15 protein-coding genes are annotated in these 20,686 nt (G+C 36.6%); 3 read left to right on the forward strand and 12 right to left on the reverse strand.

All coding sequences use genetic code 11. From position 1 onward, the window contains the following. The 6 genes from H1P_RS17595 to H1P_RS17620 form a co-directional block, all read right to left on the reverse strand. Window positions 1-947, reverse strand: a 947-nt coding sequence (locus H1P_RS17595; protein WP_144869733.1) for an NAD-dependent epimerase/dehydratase family protein, incomplete at its 3' end; no start/stop codon positions are given. 169 nt (window positions 948-1,116) lie between these two features. After that, window positions 1,117-1,959, reverse strand: a complete 843-nt coding sequence (locus H1P_RS17600) for a hypothetical protein (protein WP_144869735.1) — start codon at window positions 1,957-1,959, stop codon at window positions 1,117-1,119. A 10-nt stretch (window positions 1,960-1,969) separates the two neighbouring features. Beyond that, on the reverse strand, window positions 1,970-2,539 hold the full coding sequence (locus tag H1P_RS17605) for a metal-dependent hydrolase (protein ID WP_144869737.1): 570 nt from the start codon (window positions 2,537-2,539) through the stop codon (window positions 1,970-1,972). A 291-nt stretch (window positions 2,540-2,830) separates the two neighbouring features. Beyond that, a complete protein-coding gene (locus H1P_RS17610; RefSeq protein ID WP_144869739.1) occupies window positions 2,831-4,495 on the reverse strand; it encodes a glycerol-3-phosphate dehydrogenase/oxidase in 1,665 nt (554 codons plus the stop codon). A gap of 11 nt (window positions 4,496-4,506) precedes the next feature. Then, window positions 4,507-5,121, reverse strand: a complete 615-nt coding sequence (locus tag H1P_RS17615) for a glycosyltransferase family 4 protein (protein ID WP_144869741.1) — start codon at window positions 5,119-5,121, stop codon at window positions 4,507-4,509. Between the two features lie 8 nt (window positions 5,122-5,129). After that, window positions 5,130-5,768 (reverse strand): glycosyltransferase family 4 protein, encoded by a 639-nt coding sequence (locus H1P_RS17620; protein ID WP_144869743.1) that lies wholly within the window; start codon window positions 5,766-5,768, stop codon window positions 5,130-5,132. A gap of 413 nt (window positions 5,769-6,181) precedes the next feature. Here H1P_RS17620 and H1P_RS17625 point away from each other — a divergent pair, with 413 nt between their 5' ends. Together H1P_RS17625 and H1P_RS17630 are read left to right on the forward strand one after the other, a co-directional pair. Continuing rightward, entirely contained in the window at window positions 6,182-7,219 is a 1,038-nt protein-coding gene (locus tag H1P_RS17625; protein ID WP_144869745.1) for a glycosyltransferase family 2 protein, read from the forward strand. A 69-nt stretch (window positions 7,220-7,288) separates the two neighbouring features. After that, complete coding sequence (locus H1P_RS17630; RefSeq protein ID WP_144869747.1) at window positions 7,289-8,950, forward strand: glycosyltransferase family 39 protein; 1,662 nt, start codon at window positions 7,289-7,291, stop codon at window positions 8,948-8,950. Between the two features lie 299 nt (window positions 8,951-9,249). Here H1P_RS17630 and guaA read toward each other — a convergent pair whose 3' ends face one another. The 3 genes from guaA to H1P_RS17645 form a co-directional block, all read right to left on the reverse strand. Further along, window positions 9,250-10,794 (reverse strand): glutamine-hydrolyzing GMP synthase, encoded by a 1,545-nt coding sequence (gene guaA / locus H1P_RS17635; protein WP_246141778.1) that lies wholly within the window; start codon window positions 10,792-10,794, stop codon window positions 9,250-9,252. A 231-nt stretch (window positions 10,795-11,025) separates the two neighbouring features. After that, a complete protein-coding gene (gene cbiD, locus H1P_RS17640) occupies window positions 11,026-12,129 on the reverse strand; it encodes a cobalt-precorrin-5B (C(1))-methyltransferase CbiD (RefSeq protein ID WP_144869751.1) in 1,104 nt (367 codons plus the stop codon). A gap of 63 nt (window positions 12,130-12,192) precedes the next feature. After that, window positions 12,193-13,521, reverse strand: a complete 1,329-nt coding sequence (locus H1P_RS17645; RefSeq protein WP_144869753.1) for an IS4 family transposase — start codon at window positions 13,519-13,521, stop codon at window positions 12,193-12,195. A 466-nt stretch (window positions 13,522-13,987) separates the two neighbouring features. Here H1P_RS17645 and H1P_RS17650 point away from each other — a divergent pair, with 466 nt between their 5' ends. Continuing rightward, window positions 13,988-15,787 carry a response regulator gene (locus tag H1P_RS17650; RefSeq protein WP_144869755.1) on the forward strand — a complete coding sequence of 600 codons (1,800 nt, stop codon included), beginning with the start codon at window positions 13,988-13,990 and terminating at the stop codon, window positions 15,785-15,787. A gap of 142 nt (window positions 15,788-15,929) precedes the next feature. On the opposite strand, the gene H1P_RS17655 is transcribed toward H1P_RS17650, so the two are convergent. The 3 genes from H1P_RS17655 to H1P_RS17665 form a co-directional block, all read right to left on the reverse strand. Beyond that, on the reverse strand, window positions 15,930-16,382 hold the full coding sequence (locus tag H1P_RS17655) for a hypothetical protein (RefSeq protein ID WP_144869757.1): 453 nt from the start codon (window positions 16,380-16,382) through the stop codon (window positions 15,930-15,932). A gap of 134 nt (window positions 16,383-16,516) precedes the next feature. Beyond that, window positions 16,517-19,258 (reverse strand): valine--tRNA ligase, encoded by a 2,742-nt coding sequence (locus H1P_RS17660; protein WP_144869759.1) that lies wholly within the window; start codon window positions 19,256-19,258, stop codon window positions 16,517-16,519. A gap of 683 nt (window positions 19,259-19,941) precedes the next feature. After that, window positions 19,942-20,268, reverse strand: a complete 327-nt coding sequence (locus H1P_RS17665) for a hypothetical protein (RefSeq protein WP_144869761.1) — start codon at window positions 20,266-20,268, stop codon at window positions 19,942-19,944. Window positions 20,269-20,686 lie beyond the last annotated feature (418 nt).

A 20,686-nucleotide genomic window follows, 5' to 3' on the forward strand; every position in this document is an offset into this window, starting at 1 on the left:
TGAATTCCTTCTTGAAGAGAGTATTGTGGTTCGTAGCCTAAAACTTTTTTGGCTTTGTCGATGGAGAATGCTCGATTGTTTTGAAAAAAGCTAACTCTACGTTTGTGTAGTGGCGGTTCGATACCAAAGGGTTCACAAAGCTTTTCGCATAGACCCGCTAAAATTAATACTGGTGTCAAAGGAACTTTAATCTTAGGGGGAGCTACCTTAAGTTCATCTGCAATCAACTGACATAACTCATTTAACGTTAAATACCCTTCACCGCCAATAATAAAAGCTTCTCCAATTGCTTTTTCGTTATTCAGACAAAGTAGAAAACCTCGAACAACATCGTCAATATAAGCAGGATGAAACAAAACTTCTCCATCTCCAACAATGACAAATCGACCTTTCTGAATCATCCGAAATAGCTTTAACATTCGCAAATCGCCAGGGCCAAATAATGAGATAGGGCGAATGACAGTAATCGGTAAGCCAGTTTCTCGATAAAACTCCCAGACTCGCTTCTCTGCTATTAATTTTGTCTCTTGATAAAGGTCTGTTGGATTAAAAGAAGTTTCTTCATTGGCGGGAATTTCCAACACAGTGCCATGAACGCCAATTGTACTGCAATGAATTAGATGTTTAACTCCATGCTTTTTTGCTGCCTCTAGAACATTGTTTGTCCCTTCGACATTAATAGCATAAGCTTCTTTTTCATCCGAGCCACCTTTGCGAAAATTTGATACCAGATGAATAATATTATCTACTCCTGCCACTGCTTGTTCAACAGCTTTGGGATCTCTAATATCTCCCCAGATCACATTACTTTCTGATGCGCCTCGATTTTGGCTTTCTTTAGCTGGAGGTCTAGCCAAGACTTGAACTTTCTCTCCCATTGCTGATAATTGAGAGGCTATGTGACTACCGAGAAAACCTTTTCCACCTGTAACCAAAAATTTGCCCATTAGCTAGCTAATTCCTATAAATTCTATCGCTCGATATCTAGAGATATAGTTATAGAGTTCCCTAAAATCCTGCTAAAACTAACAATCTTGAGTCATCGGATATTAGTTAATTTTTAGAACAATGCTGAGAAAAGTTTGACAATTTGTGTTTGGTTAATTGTTTAGTTAATCAGCTAGCTTTTGAAAAGTTCTGATTGTTATTTTTTCTGTATCTAATTGCCAACTGATTACTAAGAAATCGCCAAGGATTCTCTAAAGAGCCGTAAGGTTGAAGAGGTATCTGGGGATCGAGAAGCATCTGCTCGATCTGGTTTCCTGGTTTTTCGCAACTTAAAGAGTCTTGAATTGTAAATCCAAAACTACCAGGACGAGAATATTCAGAAACTAAAGGAAGAGGGTCGCTTCCTGGTAATATTTTAATTCCTTTGGTTTCTGCTTGTTGAAAACAACGGGGTCTTAACCAAAAATTGGGACGACCACTATTATCACCAAGAAATATAGGAGAAAGCTCGTTTTTTTGCAATAGATCGGTCAAAATTTTGCCTCTTTTTCCGATCCACTTACCAACGCCCCAAGGAAGTATGGGTATTCCACCTGCTGTAATTATTGCTTGAATTGTTGCTTTTAATGGAAGATCATATTCAAACTTTTGTTCGGTTATTAGTGCTAAAACTTCGAGGTTTTCTGCTGTAATAATTTGGCAACCAGCAATTAAGAATAATCCTTGGTTGAGATTGTTATGGGCATATAATGATAATTTTTCTGAGGTTGGTTGAAAACTCCAATTTTTGACTTTTTTCTTTCCTTGCGCTAATTGATTAAAACAATCCTGCTCTTTTGTTTCTGTAAGGAATAAAATACCAGTAAAATTATTTTGATAGCCTTGTTGTTGCGAATGTTGCTGAAAATTAGCTAGAGATGCATTTAGCATTTTTTCTAGATCAAAGCAATCATTGATGTGAACGTGAGCATCAGCAATAATGAGATTTTTATTATTTTTTATACTTGACATTCTTGGATTTTTAATGGTTAGATATTGATTTTAAAAATACATTTTTGGATTTTTGAGAATTAAGGCGATTTTTTACCAGTGAAACCAACCAAAACAGTAAAATTGAATAAAAGGATTCAAAGGCGATCGCTTTAAGGTGACTTAATTCCCATAAACCTTCTGAATGATTAATAGCAGGAAAAATTGCAATAGGAGACTTCAAAAAAACATCGGTAAAGGGCCATAATAATTCCATACCTTTACCACCAGCAGTAAAGAAATCTAATAATAAATGAGAACAATAGAGTAGGAAATTACTCCAAAAAATTGCTCGATAGGAATATTTCCATAAATAACTAAATGGCAATGCCAAAATAAGACTGATAAGCAGAGCAAACATCAAGCTATGGGTCAAGCCACGATGGAAATTTTTTCCTGTAATTATTTGAGGAATAAAATCAAAGTCAGCCAAAATAGCTATTAAAACAGGATAAAAAGTTAACCAATACCAAGTGTGAGAATAAGGAAATTTGATTTTTTTGAGAGGTAAAAACTTAGCAAGTAAATATCCAGAAACTGAGTGAGCAATGGGAGAGGGCATGATTTAGAGTAAATTAGGTGATGGGTAATAGATAATAATTAATAGGGAATAAAGTCAGTTCTGATGAAGGTAATTTAGTATATACAGCGTCTTGCACAACTATCTAATACATCATATTATCCATTGGTTTTATAACAAAGAGAATTAACTTATCTGTGTTTATCTGTGTTTATCTGTGGACGAATTGTACTGTCTCAAATTGAAATGAAATTCGCTGTAATTTTACGCAAGAATAATATTTTTCGCCAAGGTACAATCAGACTTTCAACTTATCTCAAATTCAGGTTAGTTTTACACTGAAACAACCGATAAATTGGGATAAACCCGCTCGATTTCTGCAAGTTCTTGCTCGATCTTGCGATCGCTCCACCCTAATTCTCTACCCATAGTTTCTGCGCAGAGTTTAAGCTCTCGATCTCCTGGGTATCCAGCACTTCCTAATCCTGTCCTTCTTAAGATTACATCGCTTAATTTTTGAGCCATCTCTTCGTGAACTGCATAAAGAACTTCCGCTTGCAGAACAGCCCGATCTCCATCTTGCTTTAAATATTTGAGGACATTAGGATAAGCTGAACCGTAGTTATAAACCAAACGGCGAATAACTCCTTTGCTTAACCCAGAGGAATTACTATTAATCGCCCGATCGAGAAAGCTGTTAAAGTTGGCAATTTTTCCGCCATAAAGGGGAACTTGCGCCGAAATCGAACGGGGTGTTTTTTGTTTCCAGGACTTAAAAATTAAATCTACTGTTTTTTGCGCCACGTCTCTGGCAGTGGTGTATTTTACGCCAACTACTGAGATTAATCCCTTTAATCCTTCTTGAGAGTAATCTCTTAACTGATAATGTTTAGATAAGACTGGTTCTGTTGTTTGAGCATCAAAGTCAGTTTGAGGAAGCAAACCGCCATGAACAAAAGCAACATCGTCTAATTTTAAATTGGCTGAGGGATAAGTTTGGTTAATTTGCTCCAGAAAGTTGGTAATGTCTTGATTCGTAATACGAAAAGCGTCGGGTTCTCCATCATAAGCAGTGTAATAAGTTCCTACCATCGATTTATTTTGCCAAGGAGCAATAAACAGAAAACGAGAACTTTTACTTTGGCGGTCAGCTTCGCTGGCTCGCAAAGCGAGATCGCGATGAGTCAGACCCACTGCATAATTTTCCAACAGCGAGCGTCGCAATACAAGATTCATTGCTTTGGCAAACTGTATTTTTACTGATTGTGGTTTCAGCAATCCTAAAACTCGATTCAGCCAAGGACCACAAGTATTAACGACTGTTTTAGCACGAATCTCAAACTGATTTCCTGTCAGTGTATCTTTGACTTGAACCCCAGCAACACAATTTCCTGTTTGCAAAAATCCGATAACTTCAGTGTAATTAGCCACCTTAGCACCAGCTTCCTCCGCAGAACGAATAAAAGCCAGAGTTAGTCTTTCAGAATTATAGACCTGAGCATCATGAAAAATTGCCCCTCCAGTTAGTCTTTGATGAGGAATATTGGGTAATAGCTGCTGACATTCTTGGGTTGAGATTGTACGACCACGAGGAATATGTTTTTGAGGATCGTTAAGTAGATTGCGATCGCAACTAATCAGGTCGTTAATTTTCATTGCCAGACCTAATGCTTCTTTTCCTTTAATTCCATGACCATAGGTGGGAACTAATATTGGTAGTGGATGAACCAAGTGGGGAGCAATCCTCATGAGGGTTGTTCGTTCTTGAATTGATTCCCGCATCCTCTTAAAATCAGCCTGTTGTAAATAGCGCAATCCACCATGAATAATTTTGAAGCTATTGGCAGAAGTCGCCGAGCCAAAATCTGCTTTTTCTACTAAGGCTACGGATAAACCTCGAAGGCTGGCTTCCCAAGCTACACAAGCACCATATATGCCACCACCAACAATCACTAGATCGTAGACATTTTCGGATAACTGGACTAAGTTTCTTTTCATTATGTCTTTATTTATCTGATCCAACTAGCTTGTGCTTGAGAGTCACTAACTGAATCTTGGAGCCAATCATAAACAGTATTTAACTTTTGTCTAAAAGCTTGATAGCTATGTTTTTCTTGAATTAATTTTTTGCCTCTAATTCCCAGTTGTGTTCTTAAACGAGGGTTATTAATCAGACTCAGCATAGCCGAAGCAAAATCTTTAGGATTGGGTTGAGCCAGCATTCCTACTCTGCGATCGATAACTTGAGTATGAGTAGGTAAATCGGTTGCCAGAACTGCTTTACCGCTATCGAGATAAGAATATATTTTCATGGGTGTATTCTTACCTTTGATTCGAGGGGAAACCAAAATATCGGCTTGAGCAAGATATTGACTTAGTTGATTAGTCGGTCTAGCTCCGCAAAAATGCACTTTAGCTTGAAGTTTGAGAAGATTCGCTTTCTGCTGGTATTTTTGAATATCGGCAACCTCTCCACCAATAATTACTAGATCGACTTGGTTTGTCTGTTGAAGTACTAAAGCAAAACTTTCTAATAGCAGATCGATGCCTTGATAACTTTCCAGATTGCCAACATACATCAAGATTGGATTGTTAATGTTTAATTGAGATTTTAAATTTTGCATGATTTCTATTAAGTTGAGGTTAGAAGAGAGACATCTGGAAGAACCATTACTCTTTTGGGTTGATACTTAATAACATCTTCCGCTAGAGCTTGACAAACTGGCATTACAACTTCCGCATTTTTAACAGCTATTTTTTCAAACCACTCAAAGAAAACTTTTAAAGGTGCTAAAAAAGAATACTTTTCAATCATTTGCTGAGCTAAAGATGAATCCATATCATAAACATAAGGAATGTTTAAAAATTTTTTAAATATCAGAGCAATAAAAACTGTTTCTTCTACCGCATGAAGTAAGTGGTATTTTTTACGTAAAATTAACTGAATAGCTTTCCAAAAAATCAAAAGATCGTAAATAATTTTTTTCCAAGAAAATCCAGGAGGAATATTACGTATCAAAGGAATTTTAATTGTTCGATGTAGAGTAATATTTTTATAGTCGATGTCTCTACCTTCAGGATAAGCGATGACATCAACATCTTCTTCTCGCTCAGATAAAATTCTTAAAACCATATCATCCGCGATCGGCGAGCCTCGTTCTTGATAAAAAGGATGGGGAATTAAAAATAAAATATTAAAGCGATTTTTGTTTTCTAGATAATCTTGAAATTGAGTTTTTTGCTTGAGCGAATAAGTTCTATTGTGATTCATAATAAACTTTTGACCAGAATACTAAATAAGTTTTAACCGTATATTTTCTAGTCCTTGATTACCGTTATACTGTAAATATAGGTAATAAATATCAAACTATGATGAATTAATTTTTGATTATCTTAAAAAAACAATAAAGACAAAAGAATCATCTTAATTTGATAGTTTTTGGTTCACTAACGCAACATATAATTACAGTTTTTTGTAAAGAATCAGTATTATTACCAGTATTTAACAACCCAGTGATAATTTTACCGATTACTATATGGAAGAAGCACTTAGATAAAGTAATTTACAGTTAACTAGTTACTCGTTTGATATCTTTTATAAATTGCTTGCTGCTACTTATAAAAAATCTGAAACATAGCTGCAAATTATTTTTTGAAAATTAAACTTAGAGAAAATAGATAAATATGCAATCCTCTACTAAAGCTTTTCAATATAGTTATCGTCCGAAAATAGACAATCTCAACTGGTCAAATGTTTCCGAACTAGAATTATCAGTAGTTGTACCGATTTATAATGAAGTAGATAGTATCCCAGAACTAATTAGAGCGATCGCAACTACTTTAAAACAGAATCAGCTTAACTACGAAATTATTTGTATCGATGATGGCTCGACTGATGGCTCGACTGAACTGCTCAAACAATTAGCTCGGATTCGCAACGATTTACAAGCGATTATTCTGCGTCGCAATTACGGTCAAACGGCATCAATGGCTGCTGGATTCAAACACGCTAAAGGTAAAGTAATTGTTACTCTAGACGGCGATCTCCAAAATAACCCTGCTGATATTCCTCAACTCCTAGCCAAGTTAGAAGAAGGCTACGATTTAGTTAGTGGTTGGCGTAAAAATAGACAAGATGCTGCTTTGACTCGACTACTCCCTTCCAAAATTGCCAACTGGCTAATCGGACGTGTTACAGGAGTCCAATTACATGACTATGGTTGTTCTCTCAAAGCTTATCGAGCAGAATTAATTGCAGATATGAACCTTTATGGAGAATTACATCGCTTCTTACCAGCTTTAGCTTTTATTGAAGGAGCAAAAATCGCGGAAATTCCTGTGGGACACCAAGCTCGTCGTTATGGTCAAAGTAAATATGGCTTAGGACGTACCCTACGAGTGGTGATGGATTTATTCACTATCGCTTTTATGAAAACCTTTTTAACCAGACCAATGCACGTTTTTGGCTTACTGGGTTTTCTCTCCATGTCTGCGGGGACATTATTAGGAATATACCTAACTTTTGTCAAACTTGTTCTCAACTTGAGTATTGGCGATCGCCCTTTACTGTTTTTAACTGTGGTGCTGATTCTCACAGGAGTGCAACTATTTTGCTTTGGGCTACTGGCTGAGTTGTTAATGCGAACCTATCACGAATCTCAGTCTCGACCAATTTATCGCGTGCGAAAGATATATCGGAAAAGATCGCAACAGATTGAATAAGACAAAAGGTAACCAAAGTAAGAAAAGAATAATCTAAGTTTGCTGAGTTGTTAAAGAAGTATTTTATAAATGAGACAAAAAAAATTTTATATTAACTGGTGGCGAATCTTAATTATCATTGTGCTAGTTTCAGGAGTGTTTTTTCGATTTGCTAATCTCGAACAAAAACCCTATTGGGGTGATGAATCATTAACTTCACATCGAATTGCTGGCTACACTTCAAAAGAAGTTAGAGAAGTACTTAGCCAAAGTAAAATTTTTACCGTTGAAGAGGTACAAAAATACCAGCTTCCTGCTCCCGAACAAGATTTAATGAACTTAATGAAAAAGGGCTTACGTTCTCCCCTATATCATCTAATGGGGCGATCTTGGATGGAGCTATTGAGCGATCGCGTAACTACCCCTAGAGGTGTATCTGCTCTGATGAGCTTGTTGGCACTTCCTTGTATATATTTACTATGTTGGGAATTATTTGAATCTCCGTTAGTGGGTTGGATGGCAGTTTCACTGATGGCTATCTCTCCGTTACAGATTATTTACGCTCAAGAAGCAAGAGAATATAGTATGTGGACTGTAACTGTCCTACTCTCTTGTTGGGCATTATTGCGAGAATATAGTATGTGGACTGTAACTGTCCTACTCTCTTGTTGGGCATTATTGCGAGCAATACGAGTCAATAAAACCTTTAACTGGATTGTGTATGCAGCAACACTAACGTTAACACTCTACACCCATTTGTTTTCCATAATCGTTGCGATGGGACATGGTATTTATCTAGTTACCGAAAAATTAACCCAACAAAAGCTGCAATTAGGTAAAAAGATTATTCCTCGTCTGCTTGTTTTTACCATGGGATTTCTACTGTTCGGATTCGGGAGAATTGCCAGTGGTAAAGGATTGCCTTCACCGCCATGTTGGACAGGGTGGAATAGAAAGCATTGTGGTATGTCATCTCATACACCTTTTCCCTCTTTAGCTCAAACATGGATTCTTAATCTGAGTCGTGTTTTTATCGATTTTAATGACAGCTTTAGCTATAAAAATTTATGGTTTTATCTGCCAATCTTGATTTTAGTCGTATATTCTCTCTATTTTCTCTATCGTCATACTCAAAAGCAAGTGTGGTTGTTCATTTACACTTTAACTGGAACCCTAGGGCTATTTTTAGCAATTCCAGACGTGATTTTAGGGGGTCAAGGATCGACTCCCGTTAGATATCTCATTCCTTGTTATTTAGGTATTCAAATAGCTATTGCTTATCTTCTGGCTACTAAAATTTCTTCACTATCTCAAAAAATTTGGCAACAGAAGTTTTGGCAGATAACAGTATTAGCCCTAATTACCAGTGGCCTTTTGTCTGGTGCAGTTTATACTCAGACAGATACTTGGTGGAATAAGTATGCTGAATACTATCATTCTGAAGTAGCTAAAGTTGTTAATCAAACTGACCATGCTCTGGTTATAGCTCCCTGGTTTAATCTGATTACTCTTTCTCATGTACTAGCTTCTGATGTTGTGATGCAAGATATACGTAGTGAGCAAAAAGTAAATTTTATTGACAAGGACTTTAATAACGTATTTATTTATAAATCTCAGAAATTACTAGACTATTTTCTCGGCAATTATCCTGATTATAAGCTCAAAGATTCTTATGATTGGAAACGGCAGACAACACCTGTTAATACCACTCAAACTAAGCTTTGGCATCTTATTAAAACGCCTACGGCGTAAGAAAAAGTTATAGTTAAATTTTTATTTTTCGTCCTGAAGGAACAAGATAGTGTTGCTTTCTTAAATAATTCAAAGGCTCAAATCTCGTTATACAGAGCAGGTTTTAACTTTCGTGGAATTTGCTTAGCCTACTGACACAGTCAAAAAAATAGATGAGTTAAGACAGATTAATAACTTAAAAATTAAACATCTAAGCAGATAACTGTCTAACCCATCCTACAGGAAAATGTTATCCAATTGTGGTGAACTAGAAAGTAAGGATTATCAGAATTTTTTTCTTACTCCTTCTCTCTTAATTTCTATTCCCATTCGATTGTTCCAGGTGGTTTGGAAGTAATATCATAAACCACTCGGTTGACCCCCTTGACCTCATTGACAATGCGATTAGAAAGAGTTTCTAACAAATCATAAGGAACTTTTGCCCAGTCAGCAGTCATTCCATCTTCGCTGGTGATAAAGCGTAAAACAACTGGATGTGCATAGGTGCGCTTGTCTCCCATAACTCCCACGCTGCGGATGGGTAATAGCACAGCAAAAGCTTGCCAATAATCATGATAGACTCCTTGTTTACTAATTTCATCACGAACGATAAAATCAGCATCCCGCAGGATGTTTAATCTTTCTGAGGTTACTTCCCCAATAATGCGAATTGCTAAACCAGGACCAGGAAAAGGATGACGACGAACAATTTCTTCTGGTAAACCAATAGAGCGAGCAACTTTTCTCACTTCGTCTTTAAACAGTTTGCGTAAAGGCTCTACTAATTTGAAACGGAGGTTTTCAGGTAAACCACCTACATTATGATGACTCTTAATTTTAACCGCTACTCTTTCACCAGTTTTGGGATCGACGTTAGTATCAGCAGACTCAATAACATCAGGATAGAGTGTACCTTGTGCCAGATAATCAAAAGGTCCTAATTTTTCTGATTCTGATTCAAAAACATGAATAAACTCATGTCCAATCAAGCGACGTTTAATTTCTGGGTCAGTTACTCCTTCCATTTTGTCTAAGAATCTTTCTCTGGCATTAACATAAGCCACAGGAATATTAAATTGTCGATCGAATATTTCCATTAATCTTTCAGGCTCACCTTTACGCATGAAACCCTGATCGATAAACATACAGGTAACTTTATCACCGATCGCTCTATGAAGTAAAAAGGCTAGGGTAGATGAATCTACACCCCCAGAAAGAGCTAGTAATACTTTTTTATCTCCTACTTTGGCTTTGATTTCCCGAATGGATTCTTCAACAAAAGCTTCTGTTGTCCAAGTAGGTTCGCATTCGCACACATGATAAACAAAGTTGCGAATCAGAGCAATACCCCCTTGAGAATGAACTACTTCAGGATGGAATTGCACGCCAAATAATTTTTTCTCATGATTAGAGATCGCTGCACAAGCAGTATTATTGGTATGAGCTAAAACAGAAAATCCTTCAGGAAGCTCGGTACAAGAGTCTCCATGACTCATCCACATAGTAGAGTCATCTTCTACATTAGTTAATAAGTCTGTGGGGTCATCAATGTGAATTGCAGCTTTACCGTATTCTCCTCGCTTTGCTCGCTCTACGTGTCCTCCTAACTGCTTCACCATTAACTGCATTCCATAGCAAACACCTAAAATGGGAATGCCTAAATTCCAAATTTCAGGGTCACATTTTGGCGCGTACTCATCATAAACAGAGCTAGGACCCCCTGAAAGTATAATTCCTTTGGGATCGAGGTTTCGTAACTGCTCTGCGGTAGTGCGATAAGAAATAACTTCTGAGTATACTTGGGTTTCTCGAATACGACGAGCAATTAATTCAGAGTACTGAGAACCAAAATCAATAATCGCAATGGTTTGGCGGTTAAAGCTATTTTCCGCACTGGAGTTAGGCGAATTCTGGGTTGCGGTCGCAACCGATTCTGTCTGGATAGTCACTATATATTTAGGTAGTTTGTGTAGATGAACGAGTAAAAAATAATTACAAAAGGTAAGCTTTACACTTCAGGCTGATTTTTTTTAGGTTACAATACTTGCGGTATATACTAACTTTTATCAGCCTTGTAGCTAAATATACCCATAATGCTAACATAATTTGGTAAATTCTTTTTCGGCATATAGGCTTTTTTGAATAATTTTTCTTTGGCGATCAAATAGAATAGAACCTACTTGAGTTGTTTGTTCTGTATGCTTGCTGATATATGCTTGAGAGCGTCGATCTATCGATTCTGCGATCGCTTTATAAATTGATTTTACTCGATTACTGTTATCTTCCCCGTCCCATTGTCTTAATAGTTGCAAAGCCGATTCTGTAGTTGCACTATCAGCTATTTGTTCAATTTTGGTAGTTTCCAAACCATAACGAGCGCAATAGGAGGTTAAAATTTCCAAACGACCATCGGCTAAATGATGATGGGTATGCCAAATTCCGCCAGCTAGTTTGATTAATTTCCCATGATAACCAAGCAAGATAATTGATTTTACCTGATGTGCTGCTGCGGTAACCAGCATTGAGCCAAGCCAATTAGCTGTTTTTACTAATTTATCGGGATCTATACCCCATTTAGTTGCCAAATCTAAACCATTTTCCCCAATACAAAATATTAAAAAATCATGTTTTTTTGCTTTAGCCACTAATTCCGTTTGATATGCCTCTAGCTGACTGGGTGCAGTCAGAGGTTGCACAATACCTGTTGTACCTAATAAAGATAAACCTTCTACTACTCCGAAAGCTGAATTAGATGTTTTCAAGCCCAGTTTACGACCTTCAGGAAGAATAATTCTGATTACAATTTTTTCGGACTTTTTCAATAAAGATTGCAAATTATGAATAATTAATTCTTTGGCGTAACTGTAAATGGCTGCTTGGTTGTTATTCTGGGTTTGAATGCCAATTCCTTCCCCTCCCTCAATCTCAATTTGCGGACTATCTATTAATGATTGTTCAATACTTACTAATGCCCATACTGGAGTGTTACGCGTAATATCTAAATGCTCTCCTGGGTCGCTGCGGGTAATGGCTAAAGCAGTTTGTGAATTAAGTCTAGCTACTTGTTCGATGGAAATATCAACTTTTTGTGGTGGTTTAATCAAGTCTACTGTAACAAATTCTTTGGTCTTAACTTTTTGTAAATGAAGGAAAGCTGCAATGGCAGAAGCACAAGCGAATACAGGTAAGGTGTAGCCCATAAATTATGCAATAAGTAATAGGTAATTAGGCATTGGTGACAAGTTAATGCTGAAAGCCAGTTGTCAAGAGGGACTCGGAGATAAATCAAGCGGTGGTTTAGCTCGTTTTGGGCGAGAGGATTTGACTACCCCCAAGTCATGATTTTCAGGTGCGGTTAAATAGCTAACAATACCAGTAACATTTCCTTGATTCAAGGCTTGGGTAAAGTGATAAATTCCGCGAAAAACCATTTCGACAGAAATAGAATTCATAGGCAAACTCAACTCGTCAGCAACCTCATCAGACAAATCAATCAGAATTACATAAAAAAGCCATGTAGCCCAGAGTTGGAGCTTAATACCATTAATCGAGCCAGTCCAAAGATAACTTAGACCTAACAAACGCTTGAGTTTAAGAAAGCTTTCTTCAATACGCCAACGACGGGAGTAAAGATCGCCCACAACATATGGAGGTAAGACATCAGGATGGAGTACTGAAGTCAGATAGCGATACCAATTATTACCGTGACGAATCTCGACCAAACGCAGAGCGAGAATCGGATTACCTTGATAACCAGTACCCAGACGGACTAAAGTATCTCGATGAGTTGAAGACTGGCTGAGGATTGAAATTGATTCATATTTAGCGTTGGATTTGAGTCGAGTAATAAAATCAGATTGAGCTAGGATTAGCTGCTCGAACAAGCGATAATGCCAGAATCCTCGGTCTAGCAGCAGCAATGTTTTGGGCGTAACTAGTTCGAGCAAGTTTGGCACAAAATTACTCTCGTGAGCATAGGGTCGTTCGTCAAACCAAGTCTGTACTGGATAACGAGTTTCAAGGTCTACAACAGCGCAAATTCGCCCTGCTAGTTGACCCAAGTTGGAATTTTCAAGACTTTTGAGCTTGCGAAACAATGCCTCCAATGTTGAAGCATCAACAATCCACAGTCGCTCAAAATGTTGGTTGGCATAATTCACACTCAAAGGCAGAGTTCGCTTTTTTCTTTGATGCCACTTCTGGTTGAGAGTGACTAACAAATCAGTCAAGACACGCTCAAACATTGAAGCAGGAAACGTTAACAGTCTCTGAGATAAAGCTTGTTGAGACACTTTCGTAACTTTTGCCCAGAGCAAATTTTCTCTGGCTAACATTCGATTTAGTTCCCTCGCCGAAGGTACTTGCCTCCAAACAAGAGTTAATACTGCTGCCAGCATTAGAGGCAATCCTAAAATTCTCTCTCTCATTCCCAATGAGCGATAATAGGATAGCTGATTGTAAACACAAGGCTTCAACAATTGTTCTAATTGCCGCGAAATTGCTTCGTTATCGACATTTGGATGAGTTCTATTTCGAGCATGATCTCTGATACTTTTCTGTGAATGTGCCATTTCGTTATTAGCGTTCGCCAATATTACCAATCTCTTTCCACTATCGAGTTTAGAATGCTGTTAACTCCCTCGTTTCAGTACATTTGACAATTTGTACTTTTTCTTAACTTGTCACCAATGGTAATTAGGTTACAGCTAGCAGGAAATAAATTATCTATGTTCATTCGTAGTAACTAAAGAATAACGAAAAGCCAATCACTTCACCAATAACTACCAGTATTAGGTTCGATTGAACAGCTTATTTGTTGTGGATGAGGGGGAAATAGGGGAAAACTTTATTTAAAGTTAAAGTAATTATCAACACTTGATATAATTGTTAACGACTAATTGAAAAAATTATCAGATTTGAGAAAAGCACTGTAATTGGATAAAATCTAGAATATACTTCGATGCTCAACCCCATTTCTGCTCTCTAGACGGCGATCGCGCTAGCTACTGAAGTTTGAATAGCGAAAATGTATAAACCTGCTTTTTCCGATATTAGTTAATGAACCTCAAAGCTGCTGATTTTAAGACAGTGTTGGTTGTGGATGACACTCCTAGTAATCTTCAGGTGTTATTTGCCTATTTAGAAAACGCAGGATTTACTGTCTTGTTGGCTCAAAATGGCAAGCGAGCCTTAAAAATAATTAATTCTCTGACCGATGAAGGCGGTTATCCCCAAGTCCTGCTTTCTCAAGACGAAAAAAGGATGACTCCTGACTTAATTTTGTTAGATATCTTAATGCCTGATATTAATGGCTTTGAGATTTGTCGTCAGTTAAAAAGTCAAAAATTTACTAGAGAAATTCCCATCATTTTCTTAACTGCTTTATCAGAAACCACTCATAAGATTGAAGGTTTTGCTGTGGGGGGTGTAGACTACATCACCAAACCTATAGATCGACAAGAGGTGATTGCTCGCATCAAAACTCATTTAACATTACGTGATGTTCGTCAGCACTTACTAGATCGCAATCAAGAATTACAAGCAGAAATATGCTCTCGTCAACAAGTAGAAACTAAGTTGCAACAGGCTTTAGGTTCTGAAGCTTCCATTAGACGTATTACCGAAAGAATTAGGGATAGTCTGAATGAACAACAAGTTCTCGAAACCATTACCCATGAATTAATTAGAGTTTTAGCTCTTAATGGTTGTCAGATTGAATTTTATAATAAAGATCGCGAATGCACCCTCTCTGCTGTTCGCGCAGAGCCTCAGCAAAGCCAAAATCGCCAAGGCTCGATAATTGTCAACGAACAAGGTAGAATCATTAATTCAACAGAAGGTATCTTCAGACAAATTGCTGATTTCGATCGTATTTATCGGCAATTAGTACAAAAAATATCCTTGCAGTTTGTAACTCAAATCACTCAAAAGGATTCAGCTAATGAACAAAGAACTTGTTTAGTTTGTCCGATATTTGACAATCAAGAGCCAATTAATATTATGGGTAGTCTCTGGTTATTCAGACCACCAGAAGAAATCTTTAACCCTTGGGAAATTAAGCTAGTAGAGCAAATTGCCAACCAGTGTGCGATCGCAATTCGTCAAGCAAGACTTTATCAAACATCTCAAATACAAGTCAAAGAATTGGCAAAGCTGAATCGCCTTAAAGACGATTTTTTGAAGACGATTTCCCATGAATTGCGATCGCCAATGAGTAGAATTCAATTAGCAGTGCAAACATTAGAGAAACTTTTGTTGACCGAATATCCTCAACCTCGATCTGCTGTGTTTCAGAGAGTGTTGACTATTTTTCGTCAATCTTGCAACCGACAAAATCAGTTAATTGATGACTTACTTACTTTATGCCATTTAGATGCTCAAGCAGAAACTTTGGTAATGGATTGGATCGATCTACAAACTTGGATTCCTGAAATTATTAAACCCTTTCAAGAGCGAGCAGAAACGCAGCAACAACAATTAATGATAGAGATTGCTTCAGATTTACCATCATGGAAAGGCGATCCTTTTATTTTAGAAAGAATTGTTCAAGAATTAATTAATAATGCTTGCAAATATACTCCAGCACAAGAAACAATTTTAATCAAAGCTACAGCTACCGAAAAAACAATCAATTTAAGTATTCGTAATTCGGGGATTGAAATTCCCCCTGAAGAACAAAAGCGTATTTTTGAACGTTTTTATCGTGTTCCTAATAACGACCCCTGGCAACATGGAGGAACTGGGTTAGGGTTATATCTAGTCAAGAGACTACTAGAATTAATACAGGGAACAATTACTGTAGAGAGCAGACCAGATGTCACACTATTTTTGATTGAGTTACCTCGTGTTTTTCAGTAATTAGTAATCAGTAATCAGTGAGATAGAAATACTTCAACGATCGAGTCTCAAAGTGCAACAATTCGCAATTATTTGTAACTCTTTTAAATTTTATATTTACAAAATAATCAATTGAAACCATAAATTTTAAACGATCAATAATTTAAAATTGTTGTTTTAAGCGATTTGCCATTAATTGCAGTTGTTCTTGTTCGTGTTTTAAAGATTGCTCTAACTCTTGTAACTGCTCGCGACGAGTTTCAATTTCTAAAAAACGTCTATTTAGTTCCAAATTCTGCACTGTAATTTCTTGTCGCCATTCTTCTATTTTAGATTGTTCTGCTGCTACTAATTGGGGACTAATAGCATTTTTAGTGAAATGTTTTTGCAACAAACTAAGAATCCAGTCTGTAGCTGGCTGAATCTTAGTAATACTATTATCTGATTCTTTTTCCAATAAAACTAATGCACTTTCTACCAGAGAAATTTCCTCTGTCAGAGGAATAAGTGTGGAGTTGTCTACTTCCCAAACACTATCATCTATTTGGGAAGCAATTACTTGTAGTTCGAGATTTCCTGAAGTCGGATTTTTTTGAACTTGCGCTAAGTGTAACATCACTAAATGACATCTTGATTAATGATTTTTTGGTTAGTTTGTTCTGTCTGAAATAAAAACGATTGAATATAGCTATTTCATTTAGTAAGACCTTTGAATTATGGCGATTGCTGGTAATAAAGACTACTTAATATTTATTCAAGATTTTTTAAACGATCTTGCAATATTGATGCTTGTTTTTGAGCTTCTGCTAAGGATTCTTTAGCAGCTTGAATAACCTCTGCTGGTGCTTTATTAACAAAACCAGTATTGTTTAAACGACCAGATAAAGATTTTATTTCTTTCCCTACTTTAGCGAGATTCTTTTCTAATTTACTACGCAGTACTGTAATATCTACGATTCCTGTCAAGGGTATAATAACTTGGACTGTGCCACATACACTAACAATTACTTGTCCGAGATTTTCTGGTAGAGTTTTAGTAATAGTCAGTTGTTCTATTTTGGCAATATTTTTAATATAGTCGGTAACTGGTTGCAGACTAGCAATTTCGGTGTCGCTTTCTGTTTGCAGAATTGTGGTAATTTTCGATCCTTGTTTAATAGCAGTTTCAGCACGGAGGTTACGAATAGTACGAATCACACCAAACACCAACTCGAAGCTAGACTCTAAAGAGGTATCAATTAAACTGTCTGTTACTTCAGGATAAGACTGTAAAGCAATTACTTGGTTACCTTTAGCCTGGGTAAGGGTTTGCCAAATTTCCTCGGTAATATGAGGCATGAATGGATGCAATAATTTGAGCGTTCCTTCTAGGATATATGCTAATGTTTGCTGTGCTATTTGACGAGTGGGAGCGTTTTTGTCTTCCCAGAGACGGGATTTGACTAACTCGATATACCAGTCGCAGAAATCACCCCAAATAAAGTTATAGAGTCCGTTGGCTGCTTCTCCTAAACTATAACCAGTAATTTGCTCTCTAGTTTGTTTAACGGTTTGCAAGAAACGAGATACAATCCAGCGATCGCTTTTTTCGAGATTGGATGATTCAACTATTCCCGCAGAATTAAGGTCATTGGGGGTTTTACCATCTAGATTCATCATGACAAATCGCGCAGCATTCCACAGCTTGTTAGCGAAGTTACGAGAAGCTTCTACAGATATGGATTCATCTTTGTCACGGTCATAATCGAAGCTGATATTTTGTCCTGCACCAGCTACTTTTTTAATGAGGGTAAAGCGCAACGCATCAGCACCATATTTATCGATCATTAATAGGGGGTCGATACCATTGCCTTTAGTTTTGGACATTTTCTGTCCTTTTTCATCTAAAACAAGCCCGTGAATATAAACATCACTAAAAGGCATCTTATCTGTAAAGTGTCCCCCCAGCATGGTCATGCGAGCAACCCAGAAGAAGATAATATCAAAGCCTGTAACCAGGGTAGATGTAGGATAATAAGTTTCTAGATCTTGAGTATTTTCGGGCCATCCCATAGTAGAAAAGGGCCATAAACCAGAAGAAAACCAGGTATCTAAAACATCAGGCTCTTGTTTGAGGGTAATATCTGCGCCATACTTAGCTACAGCTTCTTTTTCTGCTTCTTCTTCGTTATATGCCACTACAAAGGGAGTATCATCTTTAATTTCTCCTGCGGTTTCCGAAACAACATACCAAGCAGGAATTTGATGACCCCACCATAACTGACGGGAGACACACCAGTCTCTAAGTTTAACTAACCAATCACGATAAACCTTTTTCCAGCGATCGGGTACATAGCGAGGATCGTTTTTTTCATCAAGAAATTTTAAGGCTTTTTGACTCAATGACTCTATTTTGACAAACCATTGCGTAGATAATAAAGGTTCAATGGGTACTTTTCCGCGATCGCTGAATGGTACGCTATGGCTATAGTCTTCTGTTTTGACTAAAACCCCTAACTCTTGTAACTTTTTAACCACATTTTTGCGTGCTACAAAGCGATCTTGTCCGGCAAACTCTCCTGCATTTTCATTCAAAGAGCCATCTTTATTCATGATATTGATCGCGGGTAAGTTGTGGCGTTGACCCATTTCAAAATCATTAGGATCGTGAGCGGGGGTTATTTTAACGCATCCTGTCCCAAAATCCATATCGACAAATTCATCAGCAACGATCCGAATTTCCCGCCCCACAATGGGTAAAGTAACAGTCTTCCCAATCAAATCTTGGTAACGCTTATCATTAGGGTTAACAGCAACTCCTGTATCTCCTAACATGGTTTCAGGGCGAGTTGTCGCTACTTCTAAAGTGCCACTACCATCAGTTAAAGGATAGCGGAAATACCAGAGATGACCATCAACATCTTTATTTTCAATCTCAACATCAGATACTGCTGATTCAGAAGCGGGACACCAGTTTACTAAATAATTTCCCCGATAAATTAAACCCTCTTCATATAGTTGGATGAAAGCAGTTTTAACTGCATGGGATAACCCTTCATCCATAGTGAATCTTTCTCTTGTCCAGTCAACAGAAACCCCCAGGCTTCTCAACTGGTTAACAATAGTATCTCCTGATTGCTCTTTCCATGCCCAGGCTCGTTTAAGATATTCTTCTCTACCTAAATCCTGTTTGGTTTGACTTTCCGCTTTTAGCTGCTTATCTAGAATAGTGCTAACTGCTATGCTCGCATGATCTGTACCTGGCAACCATAAAGTGTTGCGCCCAATCATTCTGTGGTAACGAGTTAAGGTATCTATTAAAGATGCCTCAAAAGCGTGTCCCATGTGTAGGCTACCCGTAACGTTTGGTGGCGGAATTACAATACAATATGGTTCACCAGAATGGTTGGTATAGGCTTTGAATACTTCTCGTGATTCCCAATATTCTTGCCACTTAGCTTCTGTTGCTTTGGGATCGTACTGGGTAGATAGATTGGATTGGTTGTCACTCATGAATGGAGGATTGAATGCAGGTTAATTCGTTAACAGCAATAAGCAACTTACTATTGTATAGGTCAATGTAACTTATATATCTAGCTTTACCAACTCTTTTTTTTAATTCAAAATAAAATAATTGTCGCTATATGCGATCGCTTAAGGCTAATTGTTGTCTAATCAGCAATCACTATCTATATATATTGTTAACACAAATACCTAATTATAATTATTAATATAACTGACATAGAGATATTGCAATTTAAAATTTATTTCTTATTGATTGAAATTAATGAAAACTTGGGAAAATCACTCTTAACTCTACAAATATGACAAAAATAAAATTATCAAAATAGTTTAATTATTATAATTAAACTATTGTAAATATAGATAGAAATGAATACAAAACGTGATGCGCAACTTTACTGTGGCAGATTAAATATTTCAGTGTATTTTTGGCAAATGTCTATTGCTGAAAGCCAGTAAAATCAATAAGTAGAAAAGTATTACATTAGACACATAAAACATGACAAAGATTAAATATATCAATCTTTTTTTTATAGACTCTCAGTTCATTGTCAGAAGATAAATCAAAAAATATTATTTCTTGTTTTAGCCTTCATTCTTTCAAACAGATATAATTTATAGAGTCAACTGTTAAACTTATTATTTGACTATTTTTTGATTTTAATAATTTTTAATCAAAAATTTATTCTAAATTCTAATATAAGCTTTTGTCCATAATCACCTGTATGATAATTGTTAAATCCACCTGAATAACTATTAATAGAATCTCGTAATAGTACAGGAAAAGGTTTTAATTTTGTATTGTTTATTTCTAGTTTTATTGGCTGAAATTCCTGACGATTACGTAAATTATAATTGTTCATAGGTTCATCATTAGATTGATTTTGAATTTCAGTATCTCCGATATTTGGTTTATATTCAGCATTAGCAGGAGTAAAAAACAAAATAGAAAAACTAACAAATATCAAACCCCTAAATAGGAATTTTTTTCGTATTTTCATAGTATATAGCTGACTTTATCTGCAAATTTAATTGAGTTATTCTGAAAGATATTTATTTACTTTTAATACAAAAATACTTAATATTAAAGGTAACTATTTAGTATATGTTTAATATAGATTAAATTAAAAGTAGAAACCAAAAAAAGCGATCGCTCTTTGGCTCTATGTAGGGTTAAAATACATAAATTTCTACATCTTGGCAGATACAACAAAGATAGTAAAATTAGATTATTGCTAAATACTGGTTTAAAATGCCCTACAAAATTAATATTATCATTGAAGAAGATGAAGATACAGCGGTTTGCATCTAAATGTGGGACAATCAAGCATTGTAAAAGTAGATCGTAAATGAAAGCTTATTCGGTGGATTTTCGAGAGAAGATAGTCAGCGCGATCGAGAAAGGTGATAGTTCAGTAA

Source organism: Hyella patelloides LEGE 07179 (assembly GCF_900659865.1).
GTDB classification, from domain to species: Bacteria; Cyanobacteriota; Cyanobacteriia; order Cyanobacteriales; family Xenococcaceae; genus Hyella; species Hyella patelloides.

What these genes read in the sequence shown, in the direction of transcription:
- H1P_RS17615 (WP_144869741.1), bottom strand. Translation starts at nt 5,121, where the DNA reads ATGCAAAATTTAAAATCTCAATTAAACATTAACAATCCAATCTTGATG.
- H1P_RS17630 (WP_144869747.1), top strand. Translation starts at nt 7,289, where the DNA reads ATGAGACAAAAAAAATTTTATATTAACTGGTGGCGAATCTTAATTATC.
- H1P_RS17610 (WP_144869739.1), bottom strand. Translation starts at nt 4,495, where the DNA reads ATGAAAAGAAACTTAGTCCAGTTATCCGAAAATGTCTACGATCTAGTG.
- H1P_RS17660 (WP_144869759.1), bottom strand. Translation starts at nt 19,258, where the DNA reads ATGAGTGACAACCAATCCAATCTATCTACCCAGTACGATCCCAAAGCA.
- H1P_RS17625 (WP_144869745.1), top strand. Translation starts at nt 6,182, where the DNA reads ATGCAATCCTCTACTAAAGCTTTTCAATATAGTTATCGTCCGAAAATA.
- H1P_RS17650 (WP_144869755.1), top strand. Translation starts at nt 13,988, where the DNA reads ATGAACCTCAAAGCTGCTGATTTTAAGACAGTGTTGGTTGTGGATGAC.
- H1P_RS17605 (WP_144869737.1), bottom strand. Translation starts at nt 2,539, where the DNA reads ATGCCCTCTCCCATTGCTCACTCAGTTTCTGGATATTTACTTGCTAAG.
- H1P_RS17600 (WP_144869735.1), bottom strand. Translation starts at nt 1,959, where the DNA reads ATGTCAAGTATAAAAAATAATAAAAATCTCATTATTGCTGATGCTCAC.
- cbiD (WP_144869751.1), bottom strand. Translation starts at nt 12,129, where the DNA reads ATGGGCTACACCTTACCTGTATTCGCTTGTGCTTCTGCCATTGCAGCT.
- H1P_RS17620 (WP_144869743.1), bottom strand. Translation starts at nt 5,768, where the DNA reads ATGAATCACAATAGAACTTATTCGCTCAAGCAAAAAACTCAATTTCAA.
- H1P_RS17655 (WP_144869757.1), bottom strand. Translation starts at nt 16,382, where the DNA reads ATGTTACACTTAGCGCAAGTTCAAAAAAATCCGACTTCAGGAAATCTC.
- H1P_RS17665 (WP_144869761.1), bottom strand. Translation starts at nt 20,268, where the DNA reads ATGAAAATACGAAAAAAATTCCTATTTAGGGGTTTGATATTTGTTAGT.